22 protein-coding genes are annotated in these 18,704 nt (G+C 71.0%); 14 read left to right on the forward strand and 8 right to left on the reverse strand.

The window, feature by feature from the left end:
* Positions 1-190: 190 nt before the first annotated feature.
* On the reverse strand, positions 191-829 hold the full coding sequence (locus ACFW9O_RS02730; protein WP_351179790.1) for a PH domain-containing protein: 639 nt from the start codon (positions 827-829) through the stop codon (positions 191-193).
* Between the two features lie 136 nt (positions 830-965).
* Between ACFW9O_RS02730 and deoC the strand changes: the two genes are divergently transcribed.
* Genes deoC through ACFW9O_RS02745 form a run of 3 tightly spaced genes read left to right on the forward strand, consistent with a single transcriptional unit; the run spans position 966 to position 4,250 of the window.
* The gene (deoC, locus tag ACFW9O_RS02735) at positions 966-1,913 is read left to right on the forward strand and encodes a deoxyribose-phosphate aldolase (RefSeq protein WP_351179787.1); all 948 of its coding nucleotides are present in this window, start codon (positions 966-968) and stop codon (positions 1,911-1,913) included.
* A 5-nt stretch (positions 1,914-1,918) separates the two neighbouring features.
* The gene (locus ACFW9O_RS02740) at positions 1,919-3,355 is read left to right on the forward strand and encodes an aldehyde dehydrogenase family protein (protein ID WP_351179784.1); all 1,437 of its coding nucleotides are present in this window, start codon (positions 1,919-1,921) and stop codon (positions 3,353-3,355) included.
* Positions 3,348-4,250, forward strand: a complete 903-nt coding sequence (locus ACFW9O_RS02745; RefSeq protein ID WP_384604242.1) for an aldehyde dehydrogenase family protein — start codon at positions 3,348-3,350, stop codon at positions 4,248-4,250. The genes ACFW9O_RS02740 and ACFW9O_RS02745 overlap by 8 nt, the downstream gene beginning before the upstream one ends.
* Positions 4,251-4,331: 81 nt before the next feature.
* On the opposite strand, the gene ACFW9O_RS02750 is transcribed toward ACFW9O_RS02745, so the two are convergent.
* A complete protein-coding gene (locus tag ACFW9O_RS02750; protein WP_351175457.1) occupies positions 4,332-4,748 on the reverse strand; it encodes a hypothetical protein in 417 nt (138 codons plus the stop codon).
* 63 nt (positions 4,749-4,811) lie between these two features.
* Here ACFW9O_RS02750 and ACFW9O_RS02755 point away from each other — a divergent pair, with 63 nt between their 5' ends.
* Complete coding sequence (locus ACFW9O_RS02755; RefSeq protein ID WP_384604245.1) at positions 4,812-5,537, forward strand: uridine kinase; 726 nt, start codon at positions 4,812-4,814, stop codon at positions 5,535-5,537.
* A gap of 215 nt (positions 5,538-5,752) precedes the next feature.
* Here ACFW9O_RS02755 and ACFW9O_RS02760 read toward each other — a convergent pair whose 3' ends face one another.
* A complete protein-coding gene (locus tag ACFW9O_RS02760) occupies positions 5,753-6,529 on the reverse strand; it encodes a SigE family RNA polymerase sigma factor (protein WP_384604248.1) in 777 nt (258 codons plus the stop codon).
* Between the two features lie 203 nt (positions 6,530-6,732).
* Here ACFW9O_RS02760 and afsQ1 point away from each other — a divergent pair, with 203 nt between their 5' ends.
* The 5 genes from afsQ1 (at position 6,733) to ACFW9O_RS02785 (ending at position 10,552) form a co-directional block, all read left to right on the forward strand.
* Positions 6,733-7,410 carry a two-component system response regulator AfsQ1 gene (afsQ1, locus tag ACFW9O_RS02765; protein WP_198959609.1) on the forward strand — a complete coding sequence of 226 codons (678 nt, stop codon included), beginning with the start codon at positions 6,733-6,735 and terminating at the stop codon, positions 7,408-7,410.
* Entirely contained in the window at positions 7,407-8,939 is a 1,533-nt protein-coding gene (locus tag ACFW9O_RS02770) for an ATP-binding protein (RefSeq protein ID WP_384604251.1), read from the forward strand. Before afsQ1 ends, ACFW9O_RS02770 begins: the two co-directional genes overlap by 4 nt.
* The gene (locus ACFW9O_RS02775; protein WP_384604253.1) at positions 8,939-9,589 is read left to right on the forward strand and encodes a hypothetical protein; all 651 of its coding nucleotides are present in this window, start codon (positions 8,939-8,941) and stop codon (positions 9,587-9,589) included. The genes ACFW9O_RS02770 and ACFW9O_RS02775 overlap by 1 nt, the downstream gene beginning before the upstream one ends.
* 95 nt (positions 9,590-9,684) lie before the next feature.
* Positions 9,685-10,257: a VanZ family protein gene (locus tag ACFW9O_RS02780; RefSeq protein ID WP_384605234.1), complete on the forward strand. Its 573-nt coding sequence runs from the start codon at positions 9,685-9,687 to the stop codon at positions 10,255-10,257.
* A 91-nt stretch (positions 10,258-10,348) separates the two neighbouring features.
* Complete coding sequence (locus tag ACFW9O_RS02785; RefSeq protein WP_384604255.1) at positions 10,349-10,552, forward strand: PspC domain-containing protein; 204 nt, start codon at positions 10,349-10,351, stop codon at positions 10,550-10,552.
* 90 nt (positions 10,553-10,642) lie between these two features.
* Here the strand turns inward: ACFW9O_RS02785 and ACFW9O_RS02790 are convergent, their stop codons facing one another.
* Both ACFW9O_RS02790 and ACFW9O_RS02795 read right to left on the reverse strand, forming a co-directional pair.
* Positions 10,643-10,951 carry a hypothetical protein gene (locus ACFW9O_RS02790; RefSeq protein WP_384604258.1) on the reverse strand — a complete coding sequence of 103 codons (309 nt, stop codon included), beginning with the start codon at positions 10,949-10,951 and terminating at the stop codon, positions 10,643-10,645.
* Positions 10,952-11,085: 134 nt separating this feature from the next.
* On the reverse strand, positions 11,086-12,240 hold the full coding sequence (locus tag ACFW9O_RS02795) for an adenosine deaminase (protein ID WP_351175443.1): 1,155 nt from the start codon (positions 12,238-12,240) through the stop codon (positions 11,086-11,088).
* A gap of 113 nt (positions 12,241-12,353) precedes the next feature.
* Between ACFW9O_RS02795 and ACFW9O_RS02800 the strand changes: the two genes are divergently transcribed.
* Positions 12,354-13,112, forward strand: coding sequence for an alpha/beta hydrolase (locus ACFW9O_RS02800; protein WP_384604261.1), 759 nt, complete (start codon positions 12,354-12,356; stop codon positions 13,110-13,112).
* Positions 13,113-13,139: 27 nt separating this feature from the next.
* On the opposite strand, the gene ACFW9O_RS02805 is transcribed toward ACFW9O_RS02800, so the two are convergent.
* On the reverse strand, positions 13,140-14,093 hold the full coding sequence (locus ACFW9O_RS02805) for a LysR family transcriptional regulator (protein WP_351175439.1): 954 nt from the start codon (positions 14,091-14,093) through the stop codon (positions 13,140-13,142).
* 62 nt (positions 14,094-14,155) lie between these two features.
* Between ACFW9O_RS02805 and ACFW9O_RS02810 the strand changes: the two genes are divergently transcribed.
* From ACFW9O_RS02810 to ACFW9O_RS02825, 4 genes are all read left to right on the forward strand, one after another.
* Positions 14,156-15,466: an MFS transporter gene (locus tag ACFW9O_RS02810; RefSeq protein ID WP_384604265.1), complete on the forward strand. Its 1,311-nt coding sequence runs from the start codon at positions 14,156-14,158 to the stop codon at positions 15,464-15,466.
* Between the two features lie 86 nt (positions 15,467-15,552).
* A complete protein-coding gene (locus ACFW9O_RS02815; RefSeq protein ID WP_384604268.1) occupies positions 15,553-16,272 on the forward strand; it encodes a L,D-transpeptidase in 720 nt (239 codons plus the stop codon).
* 96 nt (positions 16,273-16,368) lie between these two features.
* Positions 16,369-17,364 (forward strand): sigma-70 family RNA polymerase sigma factor, encoded by a 996-nt coding sequence (locus tag ACFW9O_RS02820; protein WP_384604271.1) that lies wholly within the window; start codon positions 16,369-16,371, stop codon positions 17,362-17,364.
* Entirely contained in the window at positions 17,361-17,654 is a 294-nt protein-coding gene (locus ACFW9O_RS02825; RefSeq protein ID WP_384604274.1) for a hypothetical protein, read from the forward strand. The genes ACFW9O_RS02820 and ACFW9O_RS02825 overlap by 4 nt, the downstream gene beginning before the upstream one ends.
* Positions 17,655-17,678: 24 nt before the next feature.
* Here ACFW9O_RS02825 and ACFW9O_RS02830 read toward each other — a convergent pair whose 3' ends face one another.
* On the reverse strand, positions 17,679-18,044 hold the full coding sequence (locus ACFW9O_RS02830) for an STAS domain-containing protein (RefSeq protein ID WP_384604276.1): 366 nt from the start codon (positions 18,042-18,044) through the stop codon (positions 17,679-17,681).
* A gap of 20 nt (positions 18,045-18,064) precedes the next feature.
* Positions 18,065-18,655, reverse strand: coding sequence for a Uma2 family endonuclease (locus tag ACFW9O_RS02835; RefSeq protein ID WP_384604277.1), 591 nt, complete (start codon positions 18,653-18,655; stop codon positions 18,065-18,067).
* Between the last annotated feature and the right edge of the window lie 49 nt (positions 18,656-18,704).

Below are 18,704 nucleotides of genomic sequence, written 5' to 3' on the forward strand. Positions count from 1 at the left end.
CCCGGTCCGGGGCCTTGGGGGGGGGGGCGCCACGGGACGGGGCGGTGGCTGTGGTACTGGCCCGGCCCCCCCCCCCGCCCCCCCACCGCGGCCGGCCCCCCCCCCCCGGGCCTGCGGGGGGGGGCCGGGCCCGCCACGGCAGGCAGACGACGGCCACCAGCACCCCGTCGGGCGGACCTACGGGGCCGCCTCAGGCGATCGCGAGCAGCACCACGAGCAGCACCGCGCCGACGACGGCCGGGGCGATCACCTCGTACGCCCAGCGCACCGACGCCGTGGTCACGGCCTCCTCCTCACGCCTGCCCGCCCGCTCGGCCAGCTCCCGCAGCTCCCGGACCGACTGGTCGGCGGCGGCGGCGCGGGCCTGCATGTCGCGGACGTCGGCGTGCACGGAGGTCCGGCCGTACGGGTCGTCGTGCGCCTCGCGGGTCGCCTTCCGCGCCGCACGCTTGCGCTCGCGCAGCGATACGGGCACCGCCCACAGCTGGTACTTCCTGCCGTCCTGGGTGAACAGTTCGCTGGAGTACGAGGCCCGGACGTCGGAGACGTCGCTCCAGGGCAGCACGATCGTCCGGAACGGGTTGCGGATGCGGATCCGCTCCTCGTCGGCGAACACCGCGGGCCGCAGGGTGAACGCCACGATCAGCGGAATCAGGGTCAGCAGCGCGGCCAGCGCCTGCCACGGCACCCATCCGTTGCCCCGGACCACCGCGTCGCCGCCGATCCAGCCGACCAGCAGGATCAGCAGCGCGCCGCTGACCAGCCCGGCGACCGACCGGAAGGTCCGGTCGGCGTAGGCGGGCTCGGCGGGAGGTGTGGGGCTCGTCATGGTCCCGATTCTGCCTGACGGGCGCGCGCGGTGGCGGGGCGCCCGCCCGGCAGCCTCGTACGGCCTGCGGGAGACGCGGAAACGGGGAGGGCCCTGTACAGGTCGCTACGCGCGTAGATATGCTCATGTGGTGACCATGCCCACCACTGCACCTGCATTCGCCGACGCGACGGCGTCCGACAGTGCGCTGCGCCGCTTCCTGCACGGGCTGCCCGGCGTCGACACCGTCGGCCTCGAAGCGCGCGCCGCCTCTCTCGGTACCCGATCGATCAAGACGACTGCCAAGGCGTACGCCATCGATCTCGCCATCTCGATGATCGACCTGACGACGCTGGAAGGCGCGGACACCCCGGGCAAGGTCCGGGCTCTCGCCGCCAAGGCCGTCAACCCCGACCCCACCGACCGCACGACCCCGCGCACCGCCGCGGTCTGCGTCTACCCCGACATGGCGGCGACCGCCGCCGCAGCACTGGCCGGCTCCGGAGTGAAGGTGGCGTCCGTCGCGACGGCCTTCCCCGCCGGGCGCGCCGCGCTGGACGTCAAGCTCGCGGACGTCCGCGACGCCGTGGCGGCAGGGGCCGACGAGATCGACATGGTGATCGACCGCGGCGCCTTCCTCTCCGGCCGTTACCTGAAGGTGTACGAGGAGATCATCGCCGTGAAGGCCGAGTGCGGCTCGGCCCGGCTGAAGGTGATCTTCGAGACCGGCGAGCTGTCCACGTACGACAACATCCGGCGGGCCTCCTGGCTCGGGATGCTGGCGGGCGCGGACTTCATCAAGACGTCGACCGGCAAGGTCGGGACCAACGCCACGCCGGCGAACACGCTGCTGATGCTGGAGGCCGTGCGCGACTTCCGGGAGCAGACTGGAGTACAGATCGGCGTGAAGCCCGCGGGCGGAATCCGCACGTCCAAGGACGCGATCAAGTTCCTGGTCCTGGTGAACGAGACCGCGGGCGAGGACTGGCTGGACAACCACTGGTTCCGCTTCGGCGCCTCCAGCCTGCTGAACGACCTGCTGATGCAGCGCCAGAAGCTCAGCACCGGCCGTTACTCCGGCCCCGATTACGTGACGGTGGACTGATCCTCATGGCAACTGCATTCGAATACGCACCGGCTCCGGAGTCCCGCTCCGTCGTCGACATCGCCCCCTCGTACGGCCTCTTCATCGACGGCGAGTTCACCGAGGCCGCCGACGGCAAGGTCTTCAAGACGGTCAGCCCGTCGTCCGAGGAGGTGCTCTCCGAGGTGGCCCGGGCCGGCGCCGAGGACGTGGACCGGGCCGTGAAGGCCGCCCGCAGGGCGTTCGAGAAGTGGTCGGCGCTGCCCGGCTCCGAGCGCGCCAAGTACCTGTTCCGGATCGCCAGGATCATCCAGGAGCGCTCCCGCGAACTGGCCGTCCTGGAGACCCTGGACAACGGCAAGCCGATCAAGGAGACCCGCGACGCGGACCTTCCGCTGGTCGCCGCGCACTTCTTCTACTACGCGGGCTGGGCCGACAAGCTCGACCACGCCGGCTACGGGGCCGACCCGCGCCCGCTCGGTGTGGCCGGACAGATCATCCCGTGGAACTTCCCGCTCCTGATGCTCGCGTGGAAGATCGCTCCGGCGCTCGCCACCGGCAACACGGTCGTGCTGAAGCCCGCGGAGACGACCCCTCTCTCCGCGCTCTTCTTCGCCGACATCTGCCGCCAGGCGGGCCTGCCCAAGGGTGTCGTCAACATCCTGACGGGTTACGGGGACGCGGGCTCGGCCCTCGTCGAGCACCCCGACGTCAACAAGGTCGCCTTCACGGGTTCGACCGCGGTCGGCAAGGCCATCGCCCGCCAGATCGCGGGTACGGGCAAGAAGGCCACCCTGGAACTGGGCGGCAAGGGCGCCAACATCGTCTTCGACGACGCGCCCGTCGACCAGGCCGTCGAGGGCATCGTCAACGGGATCTTCTTCAACCAGGGCCAGGTCTGCTGCGCGGGCTCGCGGCTCCTCGTCCAGGAGTCCGTCCAGGACGAGGTGCTGCACTCCCTCAAGCGCCGTCTGTCCACGCTCCGCCTCGGCGACCCGCTGGACAAGAACACCGACATCGGCGCGATCAACTCCGAGGAGCAGCTCTCCCGGATCACCGCGCTCGTCGAGACGGGCGAGACGGAGGGCGCCGAGCGCTGGTCCGCCCCGTGCGAGCTGCCGTCCTCCGGCTACTGGTTCGCACCGACCCTGTTCACCGGCGTCACGCAGGCGCACCGGGTGGCCCGCGACGAGATCTTCGGTCCGGTGCTTTCGGTGCTCTCCTTCCGTACGCCGGACGAGGCAGTCGCCAAGGCCAACAACAGCCAGTACGGCCTCTCGGCGGGCATCTGGACGGAGAAGGGCTCCCGCATCCTCGCGGTGGCCAACAAGCTCCGTGCGGGCGTCGTCTGGGCCAACACGTTCAACAAGTTCGACCCGACCTCGCCGTTCGGCGGATACAAGGAGTCGGGCTTCGGCCGCGAAGGCGGCCGCCACGGTCTGGAGGCCTACCTCGATGTCTGACGGACGACTGAGCGTCTTCAAGACCTACAAGCTGTACGTCGGGGGCAAGTTCCCCCGCTCCGAGAGCGGCCGGGTGTACGAGGTGACGGACTCCAAGGGCAGGTGGCTGGCGAACGCCCCGCAGTCCTCCCGCAAGGACGCGCGTGACGCCGTGGTGGCCGCGCGCAAGGCGTTCGGCGGCTGGTCGGGAGCGACCGCGTACAACCGCGGCCAGGTCCTCTACCGCGTCGCGGAGATGCTGGAGGGCCGCCGGGAGCAGTTCGTACGGGAGGTGGCGGACGCCGAGGGGCTGTCGAAGTCCAAGGCGGCTGCCGTCGTCGACGCGGCGATCGACCGCTGGGTCTGGTACGCGGGCTGGACCGACAAGATCGGCCAGATCGTGGGCGGGGCGAACCCGGTCGCGGGGCCGTACTTCAACCTGTCCACCCCGGAGCCGACCGGTGTCGTCACGGTACTGGCCCCGCAGGAGTCGTCGTTCCTGGGTCTGATCTCGGTGATCGCCCCGGTGATCGCCACCGGTAACACGGCGGTCGTCATCGCCTCGGCGGACGCCCCGCTGCCCGCGCTCTCGCTGGGCGAGGTGCTGGCCACCTCGGACCTGCCGGGCGGTGTGGTGAACATCCTGTCGGGGAGGACGGCGGAGCTCGCCGCTCCGCTGGCGTCCCACCAGGACGTCAACGCAATCGATCTCACGGGTGCCGTCGCGGGCAGCGAGCTCGCGAAGGATCTGGAGATCGCGGCGGCCGACAACGTGAAGCGGGTTCTCCGTCCACAGGCTGTGGACGGCGTGGACTGGACCGCCGATCCGGGCACACGCCGTCTGACGGCCTTCCTGGAGACCAAGACGGTCTGGCACCCGACGGGCGCCCTGGGAGCCTCCGGCTCCTCGTACTGACGCCCACAGGCCCTCCGGGCGCACGCAGGGCCGCTCCCCGGGGCGGCCCTGCGTGCTGTGCGCGTGCGCACCGTGCGTGCGTCAGCCGGTGATCAGGCCGGTCACCTGTCCCACCACGGGCAGGTCACCGAGCGCCGCGCCGCTGGTCAGCGGGTCGGTCACGACGGCTGTGGTCACCGGCTTGAAGTCGGCGATCTGAGTGCCCACGGCGTTGTCCAGCGGGTCCACTCCCGTTCCGGCCAGCGGGTCGAGCTGCAGATCGGTGACGGGGGCGACGGCACCGGCGAGTCCGTAGCCGAGCGCACTGGTCAGCGCGGGCGCCGCCGCGTCGCTGACCGCCCCGAGGGTGCTGTCCGCGCCGGTGGCCGGAGCGGCGGGCAGCGGTGCCGCCTGGGCCGCCGCACCTCCCGCACCGAGCGCCGCGCCCAGCGCGGTGAGGGTCAGACCGGCGCGCAGAAGAGCGCGGCGCCGGGGCTTGGAGAGTGCATGACGTGCCATGTTTTCCCACCTGATCGAGGCTGGTCGAGTAATCATTCGTGCGCGCAGAGTAGTTGAGGTGTGATGCTCGATACCAACAGGACCTCCCGGGGATCCCCTGCGCGGGTCAATGCCTCACACTTCTGTTCTGTGAGTTCCCAACCGATCCCCACTCGAGTCGTGCTGATCGCCGGCCCCTCCGGCTCCGGCAAGTCCTCCCTCGCCGCCCGTACCGGTCTTCCGGTGCTGCGGCTGGACGACTTCTACAAGGAGGCCAACGACCCGACGCTGCCTCTGGTCACCGGCAGCACGGACATCGACTGGGACTCGGCACGGTCCTGGGACGCGGACGGAGCGGTCGCGGCCATCGCCGAGCTGTGCCGCACCGGGCGTACGAACGTCCCCGTGTACGACATCGCCACGAGCTCCCGGGTCGACCGCGAGGCGCTCGACATAGAGCGCACACCCTTGTTCATCGCCGAGGGCATCTTCGCCGCGGACATCGTGGAGCGCTGCCAGGAACTGGGTCTGCTGGCGGACGCGCTGTGCCTGCGCGGGCGGCCGTCGACGACGTTCCGGCGGCGGCTGGTGCGGGATCTGCGCGAGGGCCGGAAGTCGGTCCCCTTCCTGCTGCGCCGCGGCTGGCGCCTGATGCGGGCCGAGCGGCGCATCGTGGCCCGCCAGACCGCGCTGGGCGCGTACCCGTGCGGCAAGGACGAGGCCCTGGGCCGTCTGGCCGCGGCCGCGGCGGGCCGCTGCCGCCGGACGACGACGGCTGCGGCTGCCTCACCGGCCCCGCCCGCGTCCTGACCTGGCAGAGCCCCGGTGGTGGCCGGAGCGGGCAGATCACCGGGCTGACGTGATCCGGACCGCACCACGCACAACGCAGCGGGGCCGGACAGGACCCCCCGGCCCGTCCGACCCCGCCACGTACTGCCCCCGTACCGCCGCTTCCCCCGAAGCCGCGACCCGTTTCCCCCGTACCGCCGCTTCCCCCGAAGCCGCGGCCCGTTCCCCCTTGCGCCTCAGGCCACCAGCTCGCCGAAGGACTCCTCCTCGTCACGGCCGAAGCTGAGGACCTCGTCCTCGCGCAGCCGGCGGAGCGACCGCCAGATGCTCGACTTCACCGTGCCGACACTGATGTCGAGGATGGACGCGATCTCCGGGTCCGTGCGGCCCTCGTAGTAGCGGAGGACCAGCATCGTGCGCTGGAGTTCCGGCAGCCGTGCGAGGGCCTGCCAGAGCACCGCCCGCAGCTCCGTGCCGCGCATCGCGTCCGTGTCGCCCACCGTCTCCGGCAGCTCCTCGGTCGGGTACTCGTTGAGCTTGCGCCTGCGCCAGGCGCTGATGTGCAGATTGGTCATGGTGCGGCGGAGGTATCCGCCGACCGCCGCCTTGTCACTGATCCTGTCCCACGCCCGGTACGTCGAGAAGAGGGCGCTCTGCAGCAGGTCCTCAGCCTCGAACCGGTCGCCGGTCAGGTGATAGGCGGTCGCGTACAGGGAGGCGCGGCGCTCCTGGACGTAGGCCGTGAACGCCGCTTCGGCGTCCTCGGTCCGCTCCAGGGGCTTCCGTTCCCCCGTGACCTCCCCGTACGCGGTTCCCCCGTCGGCCCCGTTTCCCCCGTGGCCCCCGTTTCCCCCCGTGGGCGCGTCAACCATCGTCAGGTACGACGAGTGCTGACGCCCGGCGCCGCGGAAGCACCCCCGCCCTCCCCCGGCGCCGGACTTCTCCGTGCTCCGGCCGACGTCGTGGAGACGCGTGACAACTGCGCTTGAGGTGGTGCTGTGCAGTGCGTTCATCTCGCGCCCCCCGTCGGTGGAGTCCGTTCGTTCCCTGTGCCAATGAGCTTGCCGGGGCAGTTTCATGGCGCTGTCCCCCGACTGTCACAGGCCTGTCACAGGGCATGTTGACCGCGTCCCGGAGCCCCGGAAGTGCTTGGGGAGACAGATCCAGTAGGGGGGTTTGTCGAACTGCGGCACCACCATGGGCCAGAATGACCTCCGTGCCTTTCCTGTTGCTGATCGAGGACGACGACGCCATCCGCACGGCCCTCGAACTCTCGTTGTCACGCCAGGGCCACCGTGTGGCCACCGCGGCGACGGGAGAGGACGGCCTGGACCTGCTCAGGGAGCAACGACCGGACCTGGTGGTGCTGGACGTGATGCTGCCCGGGATCGACGGTTTCGAGGTCTGCCGGCGCATCCGGCGGACCGACCAGCTGCCGATCATTCTGCTGACCGCGCGCAGCGACGACATCGACGTCGTGGTGGGGCTGGAGTCCGGCGCGGACGACTACGTGGTGAAACCCGTACAGGGCCGGGTGCTCGACGCCCGTATCCGTGCGGTGCTGCGGCGTGGCGAACGGGAGTCCACCGACTCGGCGACCTTCGGGAGCGTCGTCATCGACCGCTCGGCGATGACCGTCACCAAGAACGGGGAGGACCTGCAGCTCACGCCGACCGAGCTGCGGCTCCTGCTGGAACTGAGCCGCAGGCCCGGTCAGGCCCTGTCCCGGCAGCAGTTGCTGCGACTGGTGTGGGAGCACGACTACCTCGGTGACTCGCGGCTGGTGGACGCCTGTGTGCAGCGGCTGCGCGCGAAGGTGGAGGACGTGCCGTCCTCGCCGACCCTGATCCGGACCGTGCGCGGAGTGGGTTACCGGCTGGACTCGCCTCAGTGAGTGATTCCGCGAAACGCTCCATACTCGCGGGTCTTCGCTGGACCAGCCTGCGGCTGCGGCTCGTCGTCGTGTTCGCGCTGGTGGCACTGACAGCCGCGGTGTCCGCGTCGGGCATCGCGTACTGGCTCAACCGTGAGGCCGTCCTGACGCGTACGCAGGACACGGCGCTCGGCGACTTCCGGCGGCAGATGCAGAACGGGGCGGCCTCGCTGCCGCTGCAGCCCACGGGCAGCGATCTGCGGGAGGCCGCCGGGCAGATGGCGAACAGCGGCCCCGGCTACCACGTGCTGCTGGTCGACTCCCATGACGGCAAGCCGATCGTCGGGTCCTCCGACATCGACGCCTTCACCAAGCTCGACGTACCCGTGTCACTGCAGCGCCAGGTGAACAAGAAGCAGCCGCTGACATCGAGCAACAGCCATGAGTACCACCTGTTCTGGCAGCGTACGAGCATCGGCGGCACGCCGTACCTGGTGGCCGGCACGAAGATCATCGGCGGTGGTCCCGCGGGCTACATGCTGAAGTCGCTGGACCAGGAGCGCCAGGACCTCAACTCGCTGGCCTGGTCCCTGGGCATCGCCACCGCGCTGGCCCTCGTCGGCTCGGCGCTCCTCGCGCAGGGCGCGGCAACGACCGTGCTGCGCCCCGTGCAACGGCTCGGGGACGCCGCCCGCAAGCTCGGCGAGGGGAAGCTCGACACCCGTCTCGTGGTCTCCGGCACCGATGAACTGGCCGATCTCTCCCGCACGTTCAACAGGACGGCGAGCTCCCTGGAGAAGAAGGTCGCGGACATGACCGCGCGGGAGGAGGCGAGCCGCCGGTTCGTCGCCGACATGTCGCACGAGCTGCGGACCCCGCTGACCGCGATCACCGCGGTCGCCGAGGTGCTGGAGGACGAGGCCGACAGCCTCGATCCGATGATCGCGCCCGCCGTGCACCTGGTGGTGAGCGAGACCCGGCGGCTGAACGACCTGGTGGAGAACCTCATGGAGGTCACCCGCTTCGACGCGGGTACCGCCCGGCTCGTCCTGGACACGGTCGACGTGGCCGACATGGTCACCGCCTGCATCGACGCCCGCGCCTGGCTGGACGCGGTCGATCTCGACGCGGAGCGGGGCATGATGGTGCGGCTCGATCCGCGCCGGCTCGACGTGATCCTGGCGAACCTGATCGGCAACGCGCTCAAGCACGGCGGCTCGCCGGTACGCGTGGCCGTGCGGGCCGACGACGACGAGCTGGTCATCGAGGTACGGGACCACGGTCCGGGCATCCCCGAGGACGTCCTGCCCCATGTGTTCGACCGCTTCTACAAGGCGAGTGCCTCGCGGCCGCGTTCCGAGGGCAGTGGTCTGGGTCTGTCGATCGCGATGGAGAACGCGCACATCCACGGCGGTGACATCACGGCCTCGAATTCGCCGGACGGCGACGGCGCGGTGTTCGTGCTCCGGCTGCCGCGCGACGCGGAGCGGCTGACCGGTACCCCCGGGGACGACGACCCGGACCGGAACGAGAAGGGCAGCGCGAAGTGATGCGCAGCGACCGCGCGTACGACGCGCCCCGCACGGGATCCTCCGGGAAGGGCCCCGGCCGGGCCGCCGCCGCGCTCACGGCCGTCGTGGCGTGTGCGGCGCTGGCTACTGGGTGCGGCATCAGGAGCACCTCGGTGCCGGTCGACGCGGGGGCCGCGCCGTCCCGGATGCCGTGCCGCGCCTCGGCTCCGGCGGCGACCGCGCAGCCGCTGGAGAGCATCCCGGTCCACGTCTACCTGGTCTGCGCCTCGCAGCTGGCGACGGTGGAGCGCATGGTGGAGGTCGACGAGTCCAGCTCCGACCGGGTCCGCATGGCCCAGTCGCTGCTCGGCGAGCTCCAGCAGGTGCCGACCGCCGAGGAGCGGCGCGCCGGCTTCTCCACGGACGTGCCGACGGATCTGCGGGTCACCGCGGCGCGCAAGGGCGACCCGGAGGGCACGCTGCGCCTCAGCGAGCAGCCCGAGGACCTGCCCGCGCAGGCGCTCGCGCAGGTGGTGTGCTCGTACGCGGAGAGCGAGGCGCTGAGCTCCGGAGGGTCGGTGCTTCTCGGCGGGCCGGGGAACTACACCCCACGGGGCTATCTGTGCACGACGGAGACGAAGAGCCGCCCGGGGGACGTTCCGACGCTGGGTGCCGTCGAGCTGCCCTGAGGGCCGTGTCCGGGCCCGGTTCCGCTCTCCGTGCCGCTCGTCACAGATGCTTCCTGCGACCGGGCGGAACCGATCCTGCCGGTCGCGGCGTCTTGGTGCACGTGCGTCACAGTTCGGACGGCAGCGCCGTCATCCGCTTCCGCGCGGCGGGGGTCTTCCTCCTCCTCGCGCATCTGCTGTTCGTCGGCTGGCTGACGCTGCGCCCGCTGGACGTGCCCTGGGTGACGGCCGCGAATCTGCAGCCGTTCGCCGGGATCAGGGCGGACCTGACGTTCGGCCCCGTCGAGGCGGCGCGCCGGATCGGTGAGGGGCTGCTGCTGCTGGCTCCGCTGGGCGTGCTGCTGCCGATGGCGGGGGGACGGCTGCTGGTCTCCCCGTGGGCCTCGCTGGCCCGGACCGTCGCGGCCGGGGCGCTGATCTCCATGGCCATCGAACTGGGCCAGACCGGGGTTCCGGGGCAGGTCGTCGATGTCGATTCGATGCTGCTGAACACCGTGGGTGTCGCGATCGCCCATCTGCTCGTCGTTCCGGTGTCCCGGGCGCGGCTGCGCCGCGGGAACCGGACCGGCGCCGGGGACCTGGCCCGTCTCAGGGGCGAGGCCCGCTTCAGGAGCGAGGCTCCTCAGGGGTCGACCCCGACGATTTCCAGGGTCGGCATCGCCCCGTAGAGCGACGCTTTGCACCCCTTCGCGGAGCCACTATGGAGGTACCGGGAGCGCGACGGAGCCGCCCCCGCAACGGTTCGCGAAGGAGCTCACCATGGCCGCACTTGTCCGCCCCAGTGACGGACGCATGATCGGTGGGGTGTGCGCGGCGCTGGCACGGCGCTTCGGCACCTCCGCACGGACCATGCGGATCATCTTCCTGGTCTCGTGCCTGCTTCCCGGCCCCCAGTTCCTGGTCTACCTGGCGCTGTGGCTGTTTCTGCCGTCGGAGAAGACCTCGTCCGCGACGGCCTGGTGACCGGCGGGACCACGGGGGTACGGGACAGGGAGAAGACGATGGGGCGCGCACCCGGACCGGGTGCGCGCCCCATTCGCGTGTGCGGGGCGGTCAGCCGCCGATCGGCAGGGCGCCGAGCGGCAGGGCACCCGTCAGTCCGCCCGCGGGCAGGCCGCCGAGCAGGTTGGTGCCCGGCGCCGAGACCTCACTGCCGCTGCCCTGCTGGTTGAGGAGGCCGCTTGCCGCCTCCTGCACGGCAGGCAGCGCGTCAGTCACGGAGTCGAGCGCGACACCGGCCGGAAGCGCGCCGGCTGCGGCGTCGACGGGCAGGGCGACCGCGGAGGCGCTTCCCGCACCGGCGGCAGCGAAAGCGGCACCGAGAGCGGCGACACCGAGGGTCCTGACAGCAGACTGCTTCATGTGAAATTCATCCTTGGGGAAGGGGATGTGAGCGGCTCTGCAACGTAGTCATCCCTCTGCCTTTCCCGCAAACATGCCTGGACACGAAAAAAGGCCGGGATCCGAAGTTCCCGGCCGTTCTTCTTTTGGCTTCCTCAGCCTGCCACCGACGAAGAACCGCTGGTCGTAGCCGTCTGACGGAAGAGCCACTCGGACTTCAGCTCCGCGTACCCGGGCTTGACGACGTCGTTGATCATCGCCAGACGTTCATCGAAAGGAATGAACGCTGATTTCATCGCATTGACTGTGAACCACTGCATATCATCGAGCGTGTATCCGAATGTCTCGGTCAGCCGCTCGAATTCCTGGCTCATACTGGTCCCGCTCATCAGTCGGTTGTCCGTATTCACCGTGGCGCGGAAATGCAGCTTCCGCAGCAGCCCGATGGGGTGCTCCGCGTACGAGGGCGCGGCACCGGTCTGGAGGTTGGAGGTCGGGCAGAGCTCCAGCGGGATCCGCTTGTCCCGTACGTAGGAGGCGAGGCGGCCCAGCGTCACGCTGCCGTCCTCGGCGATCTCGATGTCGTCGATGATGCGGACCCCGTGGCCGAGCCGGTCGGCGCCGCACCACTGGAGGGCCTGCCAGATCGACGGCAGCCCGAAGGCCTCGCCCGCGTGGATGGTGAAGTGGTTGTTCTCGCGCTTGAGGTACTCGAACGCGTCGAGGTGCCGGGTGGGCGGGTAGCCCGCCTCGGCGCCCGCGATGTCGAAGCCGACGACACCCAGGTCGCGGTAGCGGTTGGCGAGTTCGGCGATCTCCAGGGCGCGGGCGGCGTGCCGCATGGCGGTCAGGAGGGCACCGATGCGGATGCGGTGGCCGTTCGCACGGGCCCGGCGCTCACCCTCCCGGAAGCCCTCGTTGACCGCCTCGACGACCTCTTCGAGGGTCAGGCCCGCGGTGAGGTGCTGCTCGGGCGCGTACCGCACCTCGGCGTAGACGACGCCGTCCTCGGCGAGGTCCTCGGCGCACTCGGCGGCCACCCGGACCAGGGCGTCGCGGGTCTGCATGACGGCGCAGGTGTGGGCGAACGTCTCCAGGTAGCGCTCCAGCGAACCGGAGTCCGCCGCCTCGCGGAACCAGATGCCGAGTTTGTCGGGTTCCGTCTCGGGCAGCGCGTCATAGCCCTGCGCGAGCGCCAGCTCGACGATGGTGCCGGGGCGCAGGCCCCCGTCGAGATGGTCGTGCAGGAGCACCTTGGGCGCGCGGCGGATCTGATCGGGTCCGGGGACATTCAGGGTCTGGCTCGTCATTGGGGCACTCTAGCGCCTACGCGCGTAGAGCGCTGTTGGGCGCAGGCTGCCGATGCGTAACAGTGACCGCGATGTCGGGTGGAATACATCTGCCCTTCTGACACTGTTCTGTCATGGCACAGCGCGCACTTCCCCTGCCTGCTGCGAGGCTGGGACGGGCCGTCCACACGGCCGGAGCACCACCTGAGGTCAGCGGCGTGGTCCTGCTGCTCCCGGACGGCGAGACGCACTCGCTGCGCCGCCCCTCCACCTTTTCGTACGCGATACAACTGCCGTTCGCCCGGACGCTGGCGCGGGCCGGGCAGGGCGACGGCCTCGCCGTGCACGTGGTGCACTACCGCCGCCGCGGCTGGAACACCGACGGCGACCCGGTACCGGACGCGGAATGGGCCGCCGACGAGGCCGTTCGCCGCTACGGCGACATCCCTGTCTGCCTGGTCGGGCACGGGATGGGGGGCCGGGCGGCACTGCGTGCGGGCGGGCACCCCGCCGTCACCTCCGTACTGGCGATGGCTCCCTGGCTGCCCGGCTCCGATGCACCGGAGCCCGAGCCGGTGAAGCACCTGGCGGGGCGGCGGGTGCTGATCGTGCACGGCACGAACGACTCCCGGACGGATCCCGAGCTCTCCTACCGGCTGGCCGAGCGGACCAAGAAGACCAACCCGGACACCTGCCGTTTCGAGGTCCACTCGGACGGACACGCGCTGCGGCAGCACCGGGCCGAAGTGGTGGCGCTGGCCGCGGACTTCATCCGCGGTTCGCTGTTCGCCGGGTCGTACGCACGGCCGGTCGCCGACGCGTTCGCCGCGCCGCCCCCGCTGGGGCTGCGGATGCCGCTGGCGGCGGGGTTCGGGCAGTCGCTGCGCTACTGAGCGGCCGGGCGGCGGCAGTTGCCGCGGTCAGTCCGGGAGCAGGTTTCCCCTGCGCGACAGCAGGAAGTGCTTGAAGGCGGCCACCGGTGGCGTGTCCGGGTGGCCGTCGAGCCATGCGACCCCGATCTCACGGGCCGCGCGCGGGGCCGTGACCGTCAGTTCGACCACACCCGGCCGGGCGACCGCGGGCGGCGGGAGCAGGGCCACCCCGAGCCCTGCCGCGACCAGGCCGCGCAGCGTCTCGGCCTCCTCCCCCTCGAACGCGACGCGGGGCGTGAAGCCGGCTTCCGCGCAGAGGTCGTCGGTGATCCGCCGCAGGCCGTAACCGGGTTCGAGGGTGACGAACGTTTCGTCGGCGGCCTCGGCCAGCCGGATGCGGCGGCGGCCCGCCAGCCGGTGGTCGTCGGGTACGACCAGCCGGAGCCGCTGTTCGTCCAGGCGGCGGGTCACGAGGTCCGGGGCGTCGGGGACGGGCGAGGTGAGGCAGAGGTCGAGGTCGCCCGCGCGCAGGCGCTCGATCATCGCCTCGCCGTAGTTCTGGACGAGCTGGAAGCGGACCCGGGGGTGGTCGGCCCGGAAGGCGCGGATCAGGGCCGGCACGGTCTCGGAGCCCATCGTGTGCAGGAAGCCGAAGGCGACCTTGCCCGCCGTCGGGTCGGCGTCCGCCCGTACCGAGTCGGCGGCCTTCTCCACCTCGGCCAGGGCGCGTTCGGCGGAGCCGAGGAAGGTACGGCCCGCCGGGGTGAGCGAGACGGTGCGGCCACGCCGGGCGAACAGGGCGACACCCAGATCCTGTTCAAGTCTCACCATGGCCCGCGACAGCGTCGACTGCGGGACGCCGAGCTCGTGCGCGGCACGGGTGACGTGCTCGTGGCGGGCCACCGCCTCGAAGTACGCAAGGCGTGGCGCGAGCACTTGGCGAATGTCTTCTTCGTAACTACTCGGTGACAGCCGAGGCCGTGAGCTGTGTTGATGCACCATGGGAACGATTATGACGAGTTCATGCATTGGACGCATGAAACGCCGGGCCCTACGTTCGGGGTATGCCTCCTGCCAGTACCGGGGCGTCCACCATCGTGCTGGGCGCCTCCGCTCCGTCATCGCCCGTCGCCGCCGTCCCCGCCCCGGACCCGGACCGCCTCGAGCCGGGCCGTCCCGGCTACCGCCGGATGAGCTTCGCGCTGTTCGCCGCCGGGGTCGCGACCTTCGCACTCCTCTACTCCACCCAGGCGCTGCTGCCCGCCGTCTCCGCCTCTTTCGGCGCCACGGCCGGCCAGGCGAGCTGGACGGTCTCGGCGGCGACCGGCGCGCTGGCGCTGTGCGTACTGCCGCTGAGCGCCCTCTCGGAGCGCTTCGGGCGGCGCCAGATGATGACGGCGTCGCTGACGGTCGCGGTACTGGTCGGGCTGCTCGTCCCGTTCGCCCCGTCGCTCGACTGGCTGATCGCGCTGCGCGTGATCCAGGGTGCGGCGCTGGCCGGACTGCCCGCCTCCGCGATGGCCTACCTGGCCGAGGAGGTGCGGCCCAAGGCACTGGTGGCCGCGATCGGCCTGTTCGTGGCGGGCAACAGCATCGGCGGCATGAGCGGGCGGATCCTCGCCGGATGGGTCGCACAGCTGTGGGGCTGGCGCGCCGCGCTGGGCGCGATCGGGCTGCTCGCCCTCGCCTGCGCGGTCGTCTTCCACTTCATGATCCCGAAGGCCCGTCACTTCACCCCCGGTTCGCTGAACCCGAGGGCCCTGGCGAAGACGGTCGGCGGACACCTCTCCGACCCGCTCCTGCGCCGGCTGTACGCGATCGGCGCCCTGTTCATGACGGTGTTCGGCGCGGTCTACACCGTGATCGGCTACCGGCTCGTCGGGGAGCCGTTCAACCTCCCGCAGGGCATCATCGGTTCGATCTTCCTGATCTACCTCGTGGGCACGCTCTCCTCCGCCGCGGCCGGCCGGCTGGTCGCCCGGCTGGGCCGCCGCGGGGCGCTCTACCTCGCCGTCTCCACCACGGCCGCGGGCCTGCTGCTCTCCCTGGCGGACGTGCTCGCCGCCGTCCTGCTCGGCCTGGTCCTGATCACGGCCGGCTTCTTCGCCGGGCACGCGGTCGCCTCGTCCTCGGTGAGCCGCACGGCGACGACGGGCCGCGCCCAGGCCTCGGCGCTGTACCAGTCCGCCTACTACCTGGGCTCCAGCGCGGGCGGCACGCTCGGCGCCGTCGCCTTCCACACCGGGGGCTGGGCGGGCACGGTCTTCCTGGGTCTCCTCGCGGTCCTCGGCGTGGTCTCGATCACGCTGTACGGGACCCGGGCCGCACGGGCGGAGCGCCGCCCGGCCGTGCCGTCGGCAGCAATGCAGAACTGAGACCTGCGCACGCACAACCACCGCTCCCCCACGCGCGTCCAACAGGGACAGACACGGCGCGGACGCGCGAAGGGGAGCAGGCGTACATGACAATCTCGGGGAAGATACGCACCGGCGCGGGGACACGGCGCGGGGTCGCACTGTCCGTCGCCGGTCTGGTGGCCGCACCGGCCATCGTCCTGGGCACCGGGACCTCCGTCCAGGCGGCCTCCTGCACGGCGGCCAAGGGGCCGTACCAGATACAGGTCGAGAGGAACCTCGGGCTGACCGCCGACGGCCGGCAGTCGACGGCCGACTGCAAGGCGATCCGTTCGTACCAGGTGGCGAAGGGCATCACCCCGGCCATCGGATACGCCGGGCCGGTCACCTGGCGCACGATGAAGACGATCGCCGCCCAGAAGGCGGCCGGGAAGAATCCCAACGCCGCGAAGAAGTGCCCCACCAACAAGGGGCGCATCGCGTGCGTGGACCTGACCCGGCAGCTGACCTGGATCCAGGACGGCAGCAAGCTGAAGTTCGGTCCGGTGCCGGTGCGGACGGGCCGCAACGGCGCGGAGACGCGGACCGGCGCGCGGAAGATCTACTGGCGCAGCATCAACCACTGGTCGACGCTCTACGACGTCCGGATGCCGTACGCGCAGTTCTTCGACGGCGGCCAGGCGTTCCACTCGGTCACCAAGTCCATGTACAACAACCCCGGCTCGGCGGGCTGCGTGAACATGCGCCCGGCGGACGCGAAGTCATACTGGAACCTGCTGAAGAACGGCGACGACGTCTTCGTGTACGGACGCAAGCCCGGCACCTGAGCAGCGGTTTCCGCGCTTCCCGCCCGATTGTCAGTGGCCTGCGGTAGCTTCCACAGTGCTGAGTGAGCGGTGTCACAGCGCAACTGAGGTGAAGCGATGAGTGATCTGACAGCCACGGCCGGGGCGAGTATCGACAGCCGTCTGGAGGGACACCGGACCGAGCTGACGGGCTATTGCTACCGGATGCTCGGTTCGGCCTTCGAGGCGGAGGACGCGGTCCAGGACACGCTCGTGCGGGCCTGGCGCAACTTCGACAAGTTCGAAGGCCGTTCCTCACTGCGCTCGTGGCTGTACCGGATCGCGACGAACGTCTGCCTGGACATGCTGAGCGCGGGCAACAAGCGGGCGCGGCCGGTCGACCTGACCGGCCCGACGCCGCTGGCGCAGGCGGCGCTCAATCCGCTTCCGGAGAACACCTGGCTCGAACCGATGCCGGACGGCCGCATCCTGCCTTCGGTGGCCGACCCGGCCGAGGCCGCCGTGGCCCGTGAGTCGGTGCGCCTCGCCTTCGTCGCCGCGCTGCAGCACCTGCCGCCCAAGCAGCGCGCCGTGCTGATCCTGCGCGAGGTCCTCGCCTGGAAGGCGAGCGAGGTCGCCGAGCTCCTCGACACCTCGGTCGCCTCGGTCAACAGCGCCCTGCAGAGGGCACGGGCGACGCTGGCGGACACGGACAGATCGGCTCCGGACACCGCGAACCCGTTGGACGACGAGCAGCGCAAGCTCCTCGACCGGTACGTGGCGGCCTTCGAGGGGTATGACATGGCGGCGCTGACCGCGCTGCTCCACGAGGACGCCGTGATGACCATGCCGCCGTTCGACCTGTGGCTGCAGGGGCACGACGACATCACCGGCTTCATGCTCAGCATCGGCGCGAGCTGCGCGGGCTCGCGGCTGGTGGCGACCCGGGCCAACGGGTCCCCGGCCTTCGCGCACTACAAGCCGAATCCCGACGGGCCGGGCTTCGTGCCGTGGGCGGTGCAGGTCATCGACATCTCGGAGGGTGCCATCACCGGGATGCACTGCTTCCTGGACACCCCGCGCTGGTTCCCGCTGTTCGGTCTCCCCGACCACCTGGAGGCAGATGCCTCGTGAGGGTGCGCAGACCGGTGGTGATCGGCTGGGCGCTCCTCGCGGCGGGCGGCTGGGCGGTGACGCTCTGGCTCGGCGAGCCCACGGCCACCGCCGGGCCGGGGCCCTCCCCCGTTCCGAGCTCTCCGGCCGGTGCCGAGCCGGGACCGCAGCCCGAAGGCCCGTGCTCGGCGTCCCGGGCGAGGGCCGGCGCCACACCGTCGCCGGACCCCGGCGAGTGGCTGCGGAGCGTCGAGCAGGTGGACGGACGGGTGGTCCAGCACCTGTGCGTCTACTCCGAGTCCCGCCGCTGACCGGGGACGCGGGTGCGGTCCGGATCAGACCGGGTCCCGCGCCTGGTCCCCACCACCGAGGTCCACCACGTCGGCCAGACCCACAAGGTCGAGCAGCGACCGGAGTTCACCCGGTACGTTGCACAGCCGCAGTTCGACGCCTCCGGCCCTGCGCGCGACGAGCCCCAGCCGGGCCAGCGCCTCGACCAGGGCGAGGTCCGGGCGCAGGACACCGCCCACATCGCAGTCCACCGCCGCGGGCGGACCGGCGTCCTCGCGGCCGCGCAGCAGCGCCTCCAGCTCGGCGCAGAGTCCCGGCACATCGGCCCTGGTGATGCGGCCGGTGAGGACGAGGGCGTTCGGGGTCATGGCATCCACACCACAGAGACCGGCGTGACGCCCGAAACTCATCGGCTCACGACGAAACAGCCTCAGCTGACCGGGAACATCCCGGTGTCCACGTCCAGCCCGAACGGCTCGGGGAGGGTGAGCTTCTCGCCGTACTCGACCGACTCCAGGACACGGTAGGTGCCACGTTCCGGGGCACCGTAGAGAGTGGCAGTGGGCCGACCGGAGTGCCATGGGTCGAGGAGCAGAAAAAGTTCGGCACCCGCTTTCGCGTAGCCGTGTGCCTTCTTGATGCGGTCATGGTTGGCATTCGCCTTGGAGGTGATCTCCACGACGAGCAAAGCCTCCCCGGCCGGAACGGGACTGCCGGTCCCGGCCAGAGTGTCACGGGGCAGAATCACCAGATCCGGGATGTAGAGCCCGTCCTGGCCCGGGACCGAAACACCAACCGTCTGGTAGATACCCCAGTCCTCTGGCAGCACGGCGTAGAGCCGGCGTTGCAACAACTCCGCGGTGATGTTGTGCTCATCGGACGGCGGTGGCGACACGGTGACGACCCCTTCAACGATCTCCACCTTGCAGCCCTCGGGCGCGTCCGTCTCCTCCCAGATACGGACGAGGTCGTCCCAGTCCTGGCCGTGACCCGGCCCGGGATCGACAGTGAGTGCGCTCATGGCGGTCTCCTCTTATCGGTGCGTCACCGAGTCCAGCATGCCGAACGGG

This window comes from Streptomyces sp. NPDC059499, from assembly GCF_042749285.1.
Taxonomy (GTDB): Bacteria; Actinomycetota; Actinomycetes; order Streptomycetales; family Streptomycetaceae; genus Streptomyces.

Excerpts from the sequence above, each read along its gene's own strand:
- ACFW9O_RS02730 (WP_351179790.1), bottom strand. The coding sequence starts at position 829 with ATGACGAGCCCCACACCTCCCGCCGAGCCCGCCTACGCCGACCGGACC.
- deoC (WP_351179787.1), top strand. The coding sequence starts at position 966 with ATGCCCACCACTGCACCTGCATTCGCCGACGCGACGGCGTCCGACAGT.
- ACFW9O_RS02740 (WP_351179784.1), top strand. The coding sequence starts at position 1,919 with ATGGCAACTGCATTCGAATACGCACCGGCTCCGGAGTCCCGCTCCGTC.
- ACFW9O_RS02745 (WP_384604242.1), top strand. The coding sequence starts at position 3,348 with ATGTCTGACGGACGACTGAGCGTCTTCAAGACCTACAAGCTGTACGTC.
- ACFW9O_RS02750 (WP_351175457.1), bottom strand. The coding sequence starts at position 4,748 with ATGGCACGTCATGCACTCTCCAAGCCCCGGCGCCGCGCTCTTCTGCGC.
- ACFW9O_RS02755 (WP_384604245.1), top strand. The coding sequence starts at position 4,812 with ATGCTCGATACCAACAGGACCTCCCGGGGATCCCCTGCGCGGGTCAAT.
- ACFW9O_RS02760 (WP_384604248.1), bottom strand. The coding sequence starts at position 6,529 with ATGAACGCACTGCACAGCACCACCTCAAGCGCAGTTGTCACGCGTCTC.
- ACFW9O_RS02775 (WP_384604253.1), top strand. The coding sequence starts at position 8,939 with ATGCGCAGCGACCGCGCGTACGACGCGCCCCGCACGGGATCCTCCGGG.
- ACFW9O_RS02785 (WP_384604255.1), top strand. The coding sequence starts at position 10,349 with ATGGCCGCACTTGTCCGCCCCAGTGACGGACGCATGATCGGTGGGGTG.
- ACFW9O_RS02790 (WP_384604258.1), bottom strand. The coding sequence starts at position 10,951 with ATGAAGCAGTCTGCTGTCAGGACCCTCGGTGTCGCCGCTCTCGGTGCC.
- ACFW9O_RS02795 (WP_351175443.1), bottom strand. The coding sequence starts at position 12,240 with ATGACGAGCCAGACCCTGAATGTCCCCGGACCCGATCAGATCCGCCGC.
- ACFW9O_RS02800 (WP_384604261.1), top strand. The coding sequence starts at position 12,354 with ATGGCACAGCGCGCACTTCCCCTGCCTGCTGCGAGGCTGGGACGGGCC.
- ACFW9O_RS02805 (WP_351175439.1), bottom strand. The coding sequence starts at position 14,093 with ATGGTGCATCAACACAGCTCACGGCCTCGGCTGTCACCGAGTAGTTAC.
- ACFW9O_RS02810 (WP_384604265.1), top strand. The coding sequence starts at position 14,156 with ATGCCTCCTGCCAGTACCGGGGCGTCCACCATCGTGCTGGGCGCCTCC.
- ACFW9O_RS02815 (WP_384604268.1), top strand. The coding sequence starts at position 15,553 with ATGACAATCTCGGGGAAGATACGCACCGGCGCGGGGACACGGCGCGGG.
- ACFW9O_RS02820 (WP_384604271.1), top strand. The coding sequence starts at position 16,369 with ATGAGTGATCTGACAGCCACGGCCGGGGCGAGTATCGACAGCCGTCTG.
- ACFW9O_RS02830 (WP_384604276.1), bottom strand. The coding sequence starts at position 18,044 with ATGAGTTTCGGGCGTCACGCCGGTCTCTGTGGTGTGGATGCCATGACC.
- ACFW9O_RS02835 (WP_384604277.1), bottom strand. The coding sequence starts at position 18,655 with ATGAGCGCACTCACTGTCGATCCCGGGCCGGGTCACGGCCAGGACTGG.